General features: G+C 57.6%; 12 protein-coding genes. 6 read left to right on the top strand and 6 right to left on the bottom strand.

Annotated elements, in window-relative coordinates; all coding sequences use genetic code 11:
• Positions 1 to 6 precede the first annotated feature (6 nt).
• The 6 genes from ACR0A2_RS17930 to ACR0A2_RS17905 form a co-directional block, all read right to left on the bottom strand.
• A complete protein-coding gene (locus tag ACR0A2_RS17930) occupies positions 7 to 2,433 on the bottom strand; it encodes an aerobic carbon-monoxide dehydrogenase large subunit (protein ID WP_480447432.1) in 2,427 nt (808 codons plus the stop codon).
• Positions 2,430 to 2,924 (bottom strand): (2Fe-2S)-binding protein, encoded by a 495-nt coding sequence (locus ACR0A2_RS17925; RefSeq protein ID WP_171229174.1) that lies wholly within the window; start codon positions 2,922 to 2,924, stop codon positions 2,430 to 2,432. The genes ACR0A2_RS17930 and ACR0A2_RS17925 overlap by 4 nt, the downstream gene beginning before the upstream one ends.
• 11 nt (positions 2,925 to 2,935) lie before the next feature.
• Positions 2,936 to 3,790 (bottom strand): FAD binding domain-containing protein, encoded by an 855-nt coding sequence (locus ACR0A2_RS17920; RefSeq protein ID WP_480836521.1) that lies wholly within the window; start codon positions 3,788 to 3,790, stop codon positions 2,936 to 2,938.
• A gap of 148 nt (positions 3,791 to 3,938) precedes the next feature.
• Complete coding sequence (locus ACR0A2_RS17915; protein ID WP_480836519.1) at positions 3,939 to 5,042, bottom strand: MHYT domain-containing protein; 1,104 nt, start codon at positions 5,040 to 5,042, stop codon at positions 3,939 to 3,941.
• Between the two features lie 309 nt (positions 5,043 to 5,351).
• The gene (locus tag ACR0A2_RS17910; RefSeq protein ID WP_480836517.1) at positions 5,352 to 6,623 is read right to left on the bottom strand and encodes an adenylate/guanylate cyclase domain-containing protein; all 1,272 of its coding nucleotides are present in this window, start codon (positions 6,621 to 6,623) and stop codon (positions 5,352 to 5,354) included.
• A gap of 39 nt (positions 6,624 to 6,662) precedes the next feature.
• A complete protein-coding gene (locus ACR0A2_RS17905; protein WP_480836515.1) occupies positions 6,663 to 7,115 on the bottom strand; it encodes a MarR family winged helix-turn-helix transcriptional regulator in 453 nt (150 codons plus the stop codon).
• 57 nt (positions 7,116 to 7,172) lie between these two features.
• On the opposite strand from ACR0A2_RS17905, the gene hmgA reads away from it, so the two are divergent.
• The 6 genes from hmgA to ACR0A2_RS17875 all read left to right on the top strand — a co-directional run bounded on the left by hmgA (position 7,173) and on the right by ACR0A2_RS17875 (position 13,336).
• Positions 7,173 to 8,528: a homogentisate 1,2-dioxygenase gene (gene hmgA / locus ACR0A2_RS17900; protein ID WP_152457011.1), complete on the top strand. Its 1,356-nt coding sequence runs from the start codon at positions 7,173 to 7,175 to the stop codon at positions 8,526 to 8,528.
• Positions 8,525 to 9,148 carry a LysE family translocator gene (locus ACR0A2_RS17895; RefSeq protein WP_480836513.1) on the top strand — a complete coding sequence of 208 codons (624 nt, stop codon included), beginning with the start codon at positions 8,525 to 8,527 and terminating at the stop codon, positions 9,146 to 9,148. The genes hmgA and ACR0A2_RS17895 overlap by 4 nt, the downstream gene beginning before the upstream one ends.
• A gap of 21 nt (positions 9,149 to 9,169) precedes the next feature.
• Positions 9,170 to 10,426 carry a fumarylacetoacetase gene (gene fahA / locus ACR0A2_RS17890; RefSeq protein WP_480836511.1) on the top strand — a complete coding sequence of 419 codons (1,257 nt, stop codon included), beginning with the start codon at positions 9,170 to 9,172 and terminating at the stop codon, positions 10,424 to 10,426.
• 10 nt (positions 10,427 to 10,436) lie between these two features.
• On the top strand, positions 10,437 to 11,387 hold the full coding sequence (locus ACR0A2_RS17885) for an MBL fold metallo-hydrolase (RefSeq protein WP_039541551.1): 951 nt from the start codon (positions 10,437 to 10,439) through the stop codon (positions 11,385 to 11,387).
• A gap of 135 nt (positions 11,388 to 11,522) precedes the next feature.
• A complete protein-coding gene (locus tag ACR0A2_RS17880) occupies positions 11,523 to 13,133 on the top strand; it encodes an FAD-dependent oxidoreductase (protein ID WP_480836509.1) in 1,611 nt (536 codons plus the stop codon).
• Between the two features lie 5 nt (positions 13,134 to 13,138).
• Positions 13,139 to 13,336, top strand: coding sequence for a DUF2783 domain-containing protein (locus ACR0A2_RS17875; RefSeq protein ID WP_171120365.1), 198 nt, complete (start codon positions 13,139 to 13,141; stop codon positions 13,334 to 13,336).
• Positions 13,337 to 13,345 lie beyond the last annotated feature (9 nt).

Genomic DNA, 13,345 nt, shown 5'->3' with positions numbered 1-13,345 from the left:
GGAAGCTTAGCCGTGAAGGCCCAGTTCGTTTGCTGTCTTCCAGATCCGCCAGTGATCGTGCGGCATATGGGTGTGACGCAGGCCAAAGGCACGGAAGGCATCATTCACCGCGTTAGAGAAACAGGGCACGCCGCCCACATGGGGGCTTTCGCCGACTCCTTTGGCGCCAATTGGGTGGTGCGGGCTGGGGGTAACGGTGTGATCGGTCTCGTAATTCGGTACTTCCCACGCGGTCGGCAGGAAGAAATCCATCAATGTGCCGGTCTTGACGTTGCCCATCTCGTCATAGGCGATCTCTTGCCCCAGAGCGACAGCCAGCGCTTCGGTCAAACCACCGTGCACCTGGCCCTCGATGATCATCGGGTTTATGCGCGTGCCGCAATCATCCAGCGCATAGAAGCGGCGAATGTCGGTCACACCGGTGTCCACATCGATGTCCATCACGCAGACGTAGGCGCCAAAAGGATAGGTCATGTTCGGCGGGTCATAGTAGCTGACCGCCTCCAGACCCGGCTCGATGCCCGGAATGGCCTGATTGTAGGCGGCAAAGGCGATTTCCTTCATCGTCTTGAACTTTTCAGGCGCGCCCTTGACCACGAAACGATCCACGTCGAATTCGACATCATCGTCATGCACCTCCAGCAGGTAGGCCGCGATCATCTGTGCTTTGGCGCGGATCTTGCGCCCTGCCATCGCGGTCGCGGCACCGGCTACCGGCGTCGAGCGCGAGCCGTATGTTCCAAGACCGTAGGGCGCGGTATCCGTATCACCCTCTTCGATGGTAATACTATCCGCCGGCAGGCCGATCTCGGTTGCGAGTATCTGTGCAAAGGTCGTGGCATGGCCCTGGCCTTGCGAGATGGTGCCAAGGCGTGCGATCGCTGAGCCGGTCGGGTGAATGCGGATTTCACAGCTGTCGAACATGCCAAGACCAAGGATATCACAATTTTTGACGGGTCCAGCACCGACGATTTCGGTGAAATGCGTCAGGCCGATGCCCATCAGCTTTCGGGTTTTGCCCGCCTTGAAATCCTCGATCCGTTGAGCTTGTTCTGCACGCAGCCCTTCGTAATCGACGGCCTTTAGTGCCTTGTCCCACGCAGTGTGATAGTCGCCGGAATCATACTCCCACCCAAGCGCGGACTGATAGGGAAACTGCTCTTTCTTGATGAAGTTGATCCGGCGCAGCTCGGCCGCGTCCATGTTCAACTCTATCGCCAGAACCTCGATCATACGTTCGATGAAGTAAGCGGCTTCGGTTACACGGAAGGAGCAGCGATAACTGACCCCGCCCGGCGCTTTGTTGGTGTAAACGCCGTCCACTGCCAAATACGCAGTCGGAATGTCGTAAGACCCGGTACAGATGTTCATAAACCCAGCCGGGAACTTGGTCGGGTCGGCACAGGCGTCAAAGCCGCCGTGGTCTGCGGTCGTGTGGCACCAGAGACCGGTGATTTTACCCTCTTTGGTGGCGCTGATCTTACCTTTCATCCAGTAGTCACGGGCAAAAGCGGTGGTCATCAGGTTTTCCATACGGTCCTCGACCCATTTCACCGGAACACCGGTGACAATCGAGGCCACGACCGAGCACACATAGCCGGGGTAAGCCCCAACCTTGTTGCCAAAGCCGCCACCGATGTCGGGCGAGATCACGCGGATATTGTGCTCTTCAATGCCCGAGATAAGGCTGACCACTGTGCGGATAGCGTGAGGCGCCTGGAACGTGCCGTGCAGCGTGAGCTTGCCGTTGACCTTGTCCATCGAAGCCACGCAGCCACAAGTTTCGAGCGGACATGGGTGCGTGCGATGGTAATACACCATCTCTTCAGCGACCACGTCAGCCTCCCCCATTACCTGCTCGGTCGCATCCTTCTCGCCGACTTCCCAGGTAAAGATGTGGTTAGGGTGTTTGCGGGGGCCGTGAGCTCCATCTGGAATCGCTCCACCTTCGCCCATCAGGTCTTCGCGAAGAACCACGTCGGATTCCAATGCTGCGTGGGGATCGGTCAAAACGGGGAGTTCTTCATACTCCACTTCGACCAGCTCGACTGCATCGGCTGCAACATAACGGTCCTTTGCCACCACAAATGCCACTTCCTGACCTTGGAAGAGCACCTTGCCGTCAGCCAAAACCATCTGCTTGTCGCCCGCCAGCGTCGGCATCCAATGCAGACCAAGAGGGGCGAGGTCTTCGGCCGTCAGTACGGCAATCACACCGTCCAGCGCCAATGCGGCCTCGGCATTGATCGACACGATCTTGGCGTGGGCATAGGGCGAACGTACGAAATCACCATGCAGCATGCCGGGTAGTTTGATGTCGTCGACATAATTGCCTTTGCCTTGGGTAAACCTGGCATCTTCAACGCGCTTGCGTTTGCAACCCATTCCTCCCAGTGCGTCGGCGCGTTCTTCGCGGGTCAGTTCCTTGTTCATTGTGCCGCCTCCTTCGCAGAGTTCATCTCGGCCGCGGCGGCGAGGATAGATTTGACGATGTTCTGATATCCGGTACAGCGGCAGAGGTTGCCCGCCATGCCAAAGCGCACCTCTTCTTCAGTTGGGTTCGGGTTTTCTTCCAAAAGCTTGGATGCGCGGGTGATCATACCCGGTGTGCAGAAGCCGCATTGCAGACCATGGTGTTCTTTGAAAGCTTCCTGCAGCACGTGCAGGCTGTCCGGGTTGCCAAGCCCTTCGATAGTGGTGATTTCGGCACCGTCAGCCTGTGCTACGAACACGGTACAGGACTTCACCGATTTGCCGTTCATGGTCACGGTGCAAGCGCCGCAATGCGAGGTCTCGCAACCAATGTGCGGACCGGTCTTGCGCAGTCGTTCGCGCAGGGTGTGGATCAGCAGTTCGCGCGGTTCAGCCAGGAACTCTTGCTCCTCGCCATTCACTGTAAGAGTGAAGTGTTTCTTGTTTGACATGATCTCTCTCCTCAGGCTCTGGCCCAGGCGTTTTCGATCGCGCGGCGCAAGATAATCGCCGCTGCGTGACGTTTGAATTCAATGGGACCGCGGTTGTCCTGTGTGGGGTCAATGTCGCCCAACATCGCGTCCACCGACGCTTTGATTGCCGCATGATCCACGGACGTGCCGACAAGCGCAGCGCCAGCTTTTTCAGAATGAACCGGTGTATCGCTCAGATTGGTCATCGCGATGGAAGCCGAGGTGCAAGTCCCATTTTCTTTAGTTAAAAGGACCGCAGCAGCCGCGGTAGCGTAGTCGCCGATTTTGCGCTTTTGCTTTTCATAGGCGTAACCGCCCTTTGGTGCATCGAACTCCACCGCTGTCAGGATCTCTTCATCCTCACGGTCAGTCATATAAGCCGCTTCGTAGAAATCGCGGGCCGCGACTTTGCGTTCACCATCCGGCCCGACCAAGGTAAAGGTCGCGTCCAGGCACTGCATCAAACCCGGCATGTCATTGCCCGGGTCGCCGTTGGCGACGTTGCCGCCAACCGTGCCCATGTAGCGCACTTGCGGGTCAGCGATCTGGAATGAAGCCTCTCGCATGATCGGAGCAGCTGTCGCTAATGGTGCGTTGTCGATGATGTCATGTTGCGTCGTCATCGCGCCGATGCGGATGCTATCCCCCTCAATGGAGATGCCGCTCAATCCCTCCACATCCTGCAAGTCGATCAGATGTGGCACTTCGGCCATGCGGAGTTTCATCATGGGTATCAGACTGTGCCCCCCTGCGAGGACCCGTGCGTCATCTCCGTGCTCCACAAGTACGGACAGGGCGCCCGCCAAATCCCTAGGTCTATAATATTCAAAGGCAGCTGGAATCATTGCCTCTCCTCCCTGCAGCAACTGTTCTGGCTGTTAGAGAAGCTCGCGCGATGCCGGGTTGTAGACCCGAGAAAACACTTTGTTTTCGCTAATTTTGCACGAAATGCGCTTCAGGACGCACGAGTTGCGCTGCCGGAATTACCACGCGTTACCCAAAGGCGGTCAGTGCTGCTTTCAGGTTTGATCGGCTGACCGGCACCGGGGGAAGATCGGCCTCACCAAAGGTGCATTGTCCCTTGTCTTTGGTCCGTTGAAACCGCGCGACTTTTTTGGGGTTCACAATATAGCTGCGGTGCACGCGCAAGAAACCAGTTGGCTCCAACCGTTTGACCGCTTCAGTGATCGGCCAGACGCAAAAGTACTTTTCCGTTCGGGTGTAGACCTGCGTGTAGTGACCATCCGCCCTGACGAATGCAACGTCAGGCGCGGCAATAAAGACCTTGCCTCCGTCTCTTTCACAGGGGATGCGAATGGGTGGGGTCTGATCTGGTGAAGGCTCTTCTTGGGCCACGCCTGTCATCGGGATCTCTGTGGCTTGCGTAGGCACAAGATAAGTTGTGCCGACCCACAAAAATGCGCCGAAGATAACAAAGCTCGACAGGATCACCCCAACGGCCATGACTTCGTTGCTGATGACGGGCCCAAACTCTCGGATATCTTTCAAGGCTACAAAATTGGTTCCGGCCATGGCCAGGAAATGCACTGAAAAGACAGCTACGCCAAAACACAGCGTGCCGATCGCGATGGTCCTGTTGGAACGCTCATTATAGGCAATGCCGATCGCCAGAATGCACAGGACAATAGCCAATACCGACGACCCGAGCACCCCTTGAAGGGTATAAACGGGTTTGCAAAGCTGCATGCCAGCCATTCCCACATAGTGCATCGCCAAGATGCCGGCGCCTACGATTGCTCCGGCAGCAATGATGATCCCCCTGGAACGCTCAGTGAAATGCAAAAGAACAAGCGCCAAAGCGACCATAAGGATCGCAATAAGCGCAGATGCGAGCGTGATTGCGGCATCATAGTAAAACAGGATGGGCAGCCTTAGGCCAAGCATAGCCACGAAGTGCATTGACCAGATCCCACCACCCAAAGCAACGGCACCCAACGCGATGGCCAACCTGCGTTGTGAAAGCGACTTTTCGGACAAATCCCTCGTCAAAGACAATCCCGTGGCCCCAGCAACTAGCGCCACAACGAACGATGTAACCACCAACCAAGGGTTATGTCCAAAGTCCAGAAATTCCATGGGCCGGACAATGCCGCAGCGGATTTCTTAATTCAATCTTTGCCTTTACCTGGCAAAGGTTCATCCGGCGGAAACAAAATCCTGCACGGCCATTGCAAACAAGGACCAGAGTCTACCTCAGCGTTTATCGCTCATTGGGCAGGACTGCTGTAAGATGAGTCATCGACAGCTTTGGGCTCTAACCAGCTTAATGTTCATATTCACACTATAGTCGAACATCCGGTCCAAACCGCCGCTCAAACCCGGCGGGTTAAAGGCGTTCCATCAAGCCTTTCAGTTTCGGAACCGCTGGAAGGAATAGCCGCAAATTCAATCGGATTCTGATGGCCCGCCGGGACTGTATACCGTAAACAACTCTTTCGGCTCATTCACGCCGCGCAGCATGTAGCGGCCGACCGAGACAAGCTCCTGCGCGCAGGGCTGTGCAGCGCGGGCGACATCGTCCGAGATAAGGATCCTTTGACCCAAAGACCGGTGCATTCCCGCAATGCGGGCGGCTTGGTTGACAGCCGGGCCGATCACAGTGAAGTCCAACCGGGTCTCGGACCCGATATTGCCATAGAGAATCTCGCCCGAATGTAGGGCCAGCGTATAGTTGGCCACCGGCAGACCTTGCGCGCGGCGCCTTGCGTTCAGTTCATCCATGCGGGACTGCAACAAGGGCACAGCATCAAGCGCGGCACGGGCGTCTTCGTCGATCTCTCCGACATCGAACATTGCCATCAGGCCGTCACCCATGAATTTCAGGATGTTGCCGCCCTTGTCATGCACCACACCCACGGCGACAGCGAGATAGTCGTTCAGCATGTCGATGATCTCATGCCCCGGCAGGTCTTCGGACAGCGTGGTGAAGCCTTCGAGGTCGAAATTCCAGATCACAGCATCGATTTGCTGCAAAGACCCACGCCGAATTTCACCCGACAGAACCCGGCGACCGGCATCCCGCCCCAGATAAACCCGCATCAGATCCTTGGCCAGATCCTGGTTCTTGGCGGATTTGAGCGCCAGCCCCAGATGCGGCAGTACAGTTTGTATTTTGTTCAGATCGCTGTCTTCGAATCCGTTCGGTGCGTCGCTGGTCCAGGACATCAGAACACCATCGCTGACCTTTTTCGTGCCGTCGGGGCGTAGTTGACTGGCCCCTTCATATGACAGGCCGGTGGCATAATAATCGGTCGCTCCGATTTCACGCAGATCATTCAACAAGGGAAAGCGGCTGGGTTCATTATGGTCGACCAGTTTGACCCGGATTTCATCCAGATCATCGTTCAGCAGCGCATAGAGTGGGCTTTGCTGCCAAACTTCGCTGGGCGTTTCCGTGTATTCAAACTTCTCGGATTCACCGCCCGCGCCGTTGTACCAGCTGTAACCGGTTCCTCCGTAAACCGGATGCAAGGTCGACTGCGCCGCATGAAAGCGCATCAACGGAACACCCATATCCACCAATCGGGTGCAAAACCCTTCCAACAGCTCTTCCTGCCCGGCGCCCTCCAGCCCCTTGCTGACCAGCCAATCGATCAGGGAATATGTGGAATCCGAAGCGGAATCTGGCAGGGTCATATCGTTGTCCGTATCAGGCATGGTCCCCATTTGGGGGCGCGCCGCATCAATTGCCATAGGTCAGTCCAAACCAGACAACCTCTGCAGCATTTGACGCAACAACGCGGCCTCTTGCGGTTTGAACAAGCCGGACAATTTGGCATCGTAACTGGCAGCAACGCCGCGCAGGTCACGATACGCAGCCAGCCCTGCCGGTGTCAGCGTCAGCCATTCCGCCCGCCGATCCGCTTCGTCCCGTGTGCGTTTCAGGTATCGACGCTGTTCCAGCTTGGCGACAGCACGGCTGATCTTGGTTTTGTGCATTCTGGCGCGCGCGCCGATTTCCTTGGCGGTCATCTCGCCAAACAAACCCAGATGGAACAATACCCGCCATTCGGTTCTGAGCATCCCATAACGGCCCTTGTAAACGGCCTGAAACTCAAGCGAAGCCTGTTCGGCGGCCTGATTCAGCAGGAAGGGCAGAAAATTTTGCAGATCAAAGTCATCATTTTTTTCGGATTCATCGCGTGTCATGCTTGTTAGTTACAAAATCAACTATTAACCGACAAGCAGCAAACGGAGGAATACGCAATGAATCGTCCGACTGATCCGCATACGCTGACACAGGCTGCGACGCCTGTCGGAACTCATGCAGGCTATATGCCAGGCTTTGGGAACGACTTTGAAACCGAGGCCCTGCCCGAGGCCCTGCCGCAAGGCATGAACAGCCCGCAACGGTGCAACTATGGTCTTTACGGAGAGCAGCTGAGTGGCACGGCCTTTACCGCCAACCCACCCGAGCGCACCTGGTGCTATCGAATTCGCCCATCCGTAAAGCATTCACACCGTTATGAAAAAATCGATCTGCCCTACTGGAAATCGGCCCCCTGCATTGATCCGGATGTAATCAGCCTTGGCCAGTACCGCTGGGATCCTATCCCGCATTCCGATGAAGGTCTGAACTGGATGACGGGTATGCGGACCATGACGACCGCAGGTGACGTGAACACGCAGGTCGGCATGGCAAGCCACATCTATCTGGTCACGGAATCCATGGTGGATGACTATTTCTTTTCGGCTGATTCCGAATTGCTGGTTGTGCCACAGGAAGGACGCCTGCGATTTGCGACAGAACTGGGAATCATCGACTTGGAACCCAAGGAAATCGCGATCATTCCACGCGGTTTGCTGTACCGGGTCGAGGTTCTGGAAGGCCCTGCGCGCGGCTTTGTCTGCGAGAATTACGGTCAGAAGTTTGAGCTGCCGGGTCGCGGACCAATCGGTGCCAACTGCATGGCCAACCCGCGCGACTTCAAGGCACCGGTGGCCGCTTATGAGGATCGTGAAACCCCTTCTACCGTGACAATCAAATGGTGCGGGCAATTCCACACAACCAAGATCGGCCACAGCCCACTGGATGTCGTGGCATGGCACGGCAACTATGCGCCCTATAAATACGACCTGCGCAACTATTGCCCCGTCGGCGCGATCCTGTTTGACCACCCCGACCCGTCGATCTTTACCGTTCTGACGGCTCCGTCCGGCCAGCCCGGCACGGCCAATATCGACTTTGTCCTGTTCCGCGAACGCTGGATGGTGATGGAAGACACGTTCCGCCCGCCGTGGTACCACAAGAACATCATGTCCGAGCTGATGGGCAACATTTACGGCCAGTACGACGCGAAACCTCAGGGCTTTGTTCCCGGCGGCACAAGCCTGCACAACATGATGATCCCGCATGGCCCCGACAGGGAAGCCTTCGACAAGGCGTCATACTCCAACCTGGGGCCGGACAAGCTGGACCAGACAATGTCGTTCATGTTCGAAACCCGCTTCCCGCAGCACCTGACCCCGTTTGCCGCCACCGAGGCGCCGTTGCAGGATGACTATATCGATTGCTGGACATCGCTTGAGAAGAAGTTCGACGGAACGCCGGGCAAGAAATGAGCTTGGATATCTGGATCACCTATGTGGCAACGGTCCTGCTGCTGATGAGCACACCGGGACCCAGCCAGTTGCTGATGTTGTCAAACTCAGCGACTAACGGGCTTCGTCGCGGGCTGTTCACCGCTGCCGGAGATCTGACGGCGAACTTTCTGCAAATGCTGGCGGCGGGGCTGGGCCTAGCCGCCCTGATCGCCACATCTGCAACCGCACTGACGGTCATCAAGTGGCTTGGTGTCACCTATCTGGTTTATCTGGGGGTTAAACAGATCCTAAAGGCCCGTATGTCTGACGCGCAAACCGCGCCAAAGGCCAACCGTAAATCTCTTTGGATGCAGGGGTTCATTACTTCTGCCGCAAATCCCAAGGCCGTGGTCTTTTTTGCAGCACTGTTTCCGCTGTTCATTGACGCAGCCCTGCCCTTCTGGCCGCAATTCGCCATTCTGTCGTCTACCTATCTGGTCATGGACGGGATGTTCCTGACCGCATATGGCGGCAGCGCAAGCTGGCTGGCTCGCCGTTTGCAAGGCCCGGCAAAGCTGTGGCTTGACCGCATTGGCGGCAGCTTCATGATCCTCGCTGCTATCTTGTTGGGGCTGAAATCCCTTCGCCCTTCTGCTTAACCAACAAAACAGGGACATCGTATGCCTCTAATGACATCCTGGGTGGCGTCGGCCAATGACGCGACACATCCGTTCCCACTGAATAACCTGCCGTATGGTGTCTTCTCGACCGAAGGTGATGATCCCCGCTGCGGTGTGGCCATCGGCGACATGATCCTCGACGTCACGGCCGCCGAAGCCGAGGGGTTGATCACCCTGAGCGATGAGCCGCTGTTCGACATGCCGTTCTGGAACCCTCTGATGGAGGAAGGCCCTGCCGTCTGGACCGCGCTGCGCGCGCGGTTGATCAGCCTGCTGGCGGAAGGTTCAGATGAACAAGCCAAGGTCGAACCGCTGCTTGTCAAACAGGAAGATGCGGAAATGCATCTGCCCTTTGCGGTCAGCGAATACACCGATTTCTACGCAGGCCGACACCATGCCTTCAACGTGGGCACCATGTTCCGGGGGCCGGAAAACGCCCTGCCGCCGAACTGGCTGCACATTCCCATTGGTTACAACGGCCGCGCATCTTCGGTCGTGGTTTCAGGCACGGATATTCGCCGCCCCTGGGGTCAGTTGAAAGCCCCCGATCAGGACTTGCCCGCCTTCCTGCCCAGTCGCCGTTTTGACATCGAGCTTGAGATGGGCGCGATTGTCGGAACGCCCTCGGATGGTCCGATCACCGTGCAGGAAGCGGATGACAATATCTTCGGTTACGTGCTTCTGAATGACTGGTCTGCGCGCGACATTCAGGCATGGGAATATCAGCCGCTGGGCCCGTTTCAGGCAAAGGCCACGGCAACCTCGATCAGCCCGTGGATCGTGACCAAGGCGGCGCTCGAGCCATTCCGCTGTGACACGCCACCCCGCGAGTTCGAGTTGCTGGATCACCTCAAGGATTGCGGGCCGATGCTCTATGACATCGATCTGGCGATCACCATGGCACCTGCCGGACAACCCGCCACGACGATTGCCCGGACCAATTACAACCAGATGTACTATTCCGCTGCGCAGCAATTGGCGCATCACACCACATCAGGATGCCCCATGAACACGGGCGACCTGCTGGGATCGGGAACCATTTCCGGGCCAACCAAACCTGAACGTGGCTCGTTGCTGGAGCTTAGCTGGGGCGGCAAGGAACCTCTGACATTGGACAGCGGTGAAACCCGCAGCTTCATCGAGGATGGCGACACGTTGACCCTTACCGGCGCAGCCCAGGGCGACGGCTACACGATCGGCTTCGGTGAATGTGTCGGCACCGTTTTGCCCGCTCTTGAAAACCCATATTCACGATAAGGAACCCACCATGGCCAAGGCATTCGCGTCCCAGGGGGACATGTCGGAAAAAAAGATCAGCTTTACTGAAGTCGGAGAAGGGCTCTATGCCTTTACTGCTGAAGGCGATCCGAATTCGGGTGTGATCATCGGTGACGACAGCGTGATGATCGTCGAGGCGCAGGCGACTCCGCGTCTGGCAAATAAGGTTATCGAATGCGTGCGTTCCGTCACCGACAAACCGATCACGCATGTGGCCCTGACCCACTACCACGCAGTGCGTGTTCTGGGCGCAAGCGCGTTCGGCGCGCAGCAGATCCTGATGTCGGACATGGCCCGCGCCATGGTCGTCGAGCGGGGTCAGGAAGACTGGGACAGCGAATTCCAGCGCTTCCCGCGCCTCTTTGAAGGGCATGAAAGCATCCCCGGCCTGACATGGCCCACCACCACCTTCAGCGATACGATGACGGTGTATCTGGGCAACCGCCGGATCGACCTGATGCATCTGGGCCGCGCGCATACGGCAGGCGATATCGTCATCCATGTGCCGGATCAGAACGTGATGTTCACCGGCGATATCGTCGAATATCACTCGGCCTGCTATTGCGGCGACGGTCATTTCAGCGATTGGGGCGACACGTTGGACGAGATCAAGTGGTTCGACGTCGACGCCATCGCACCGGGGCGCGGTGACGCGCTGGTTGGCAAGGACATGGTGAATGCGGCCATCGAGAACACCCGCGATTTTGTCGAAAGCACATACCGGCCGGCGGCGAAGGTCGCGGCGCGCGGAGGGTCCCTGAAAGAGGCCTGGGACGCAGTCCGCGCTGAATGCGATCCGAAGTTCGCCGACTACGCAATCTACGAACACTGCCTGCCGTTCAACGTGGCCCGCGCCTATGACGAGGCGCGCGGCATTGACACGCCCCGCATCTGGACCGCCCAGCGCGACCTCGAGATGTGGGAAGCGCTGCAAGGCTGACGAAAAACGGTCGAGTTTGATCCAGATCGTTTTTTGCGGCGGGATTCGATGGAACCATAAACTAAGACCTCCGGCGCCCGTCGCCGGGGGACAGGACATGCAGCACATCGGTGCATCTGTTTCGGGGGGGAGCCCATGAACAAGATCTTTGAAACGCCGCTTTACGGATATGAACGCAGCCCGGATCAGGACAGCCCGACGCCCGTCAGGCACAAGGTCATCGTGATCGGTGCGGGGCCGGTTGGTCTGGCCGCCGCCATCGATCTGGCCCAGCAAGGGGTCGAAGTTGTGGTTCTGGACGAGAATGACAAAGTCAGCTTCGGCAGCCGCGCCATCTGTTTTTCTCAGCGTACGTTGGAAATCGCAGACCGGCTGGGTTGCGGCCAGCGATTGGTCGACAAAGGCGTGCTTTGGGACCGGGGCAAGGTCTTTTTCGACGACCGTCAGGTCTATGATTTCAACCTTCAGCCGGACGAAGGCTATGCCAACCCGGCCTTCATCAACTTGCAGCAATACCATTTTGAAAACTTCTTTGTGGAACGCGTGCGCGAATTGCAGGCAGAAGGCGCACCGATTGAAATTCGCGGGCGCAACAAGGTTGACGCAATCGGCACGCACGAAGATCACGTTCGGCTGGAGGTCGAAACCCCCGAAGGCCCCTATACACTCGAGGCCGAATGGCTGATCGCCTGCGATGGTGCCGCGTCGCCCACCCGGCGCATGCTGGGCATCGATTTCGAAGGGCGTGTTTTCGAAGACAATTTCCTGATCGCGGACGTGATCATGGATGCCGATTTCCCCTCGGAACGCTGGTTCTGGTTTGACCCGCCGTTCAATCGCGGGCAATCCGCGCTTTTGCACAAACAGCCCGACAATGTCTGGCGTATTGACCTGCAACTGGGTTGGGACATCGACAAGGAACGCGAAAAGCGCCCCGAGAATGTGATCCCGCGCCTCAAGGCGATGCTGGGCGATGACGTCGAGTTTCAGCTGGAGTGGGTCTCAATCTATACGTTCCAGTGCCGCCGCATGGAGAGCTTCCGCAAAGGGCGTGTCCTATTCGCCGGCGACAGCGCGCACCAAGTCAGCCCCTTTGGCGCGCGCGGTGCCAATTCCGGCCTGCAAGACACTGACAACCTGTGCTGGAAACTGAAACTGGTACTGGATGGGAAAGCCCCAGAAAGCCTGCTGGACAGCTACAACGCGGAACGCGTGCACGGGGCTGATGAGAACATCCAGAAATCCAGCCGCTCCACCGATTTCATCACGCCGAAATCCGAAATGTCGCGGGTTCTGCGGGATGCGGTTCTGGACCTCAGCGAGAAGTACGAATTTGCGCGTCCTTTGGTGAATTCAGGACGCCTGAGTCAACCTTGCACCTATGACGGCTCGACCCTGAATTCTGCCGACGCGCTGGATGGCCCAGCCGAAACGCGCCCCGGCTCGGCCTGCCCGGACGCGCCGCTGGGTGATGCGTTCCTGTTGCCCAAACTGGCAGGCAAATTCACCCTTTTGACGATTGATGCGGATGCCCCAGAAGTGCTGGAAGAAGACGGGGTCGAGGTCACGCGGTTGGCGCTGTCGGTCAAGGATGACCAGACCCTGGCGCTGAAACGTCGCTATCTGGGCGACGCAACCAGCGCGGTTTATCTGATCCGTCCTGATCAGCACGTGGCGGCGCGCCGGGACAGTTATGAAGAAAACAGTTTCCGCCATGCAATCCGCAGAGCCTGTGGCAAGGAGTGAGCGCGATGTCTGACCTGATCCTATCACCGAATATCGACGATGCTGACGACTTCTATGCCGAGCTGCTGGCCGCGCATGAAGGGCTTGAAAAAGCCGACAGTGACGCGCTGAACGCCCGACTGGTTCTGGTGCTGGCCAATCACATCGGCGACAAGGCGGTGTTGTCTGACGCTATTCGCGCCGCCACCCTGGCCGACAAGTGACGGATTCGA

The sequence above is a fragment of the Ruegeria sp. H8 genome (assembly GCF_056532905.1).
Note: the sequence above shows the minus strand (reverse complement) of the source record. Positions and strands in the feature narration are given on the sequence as shown.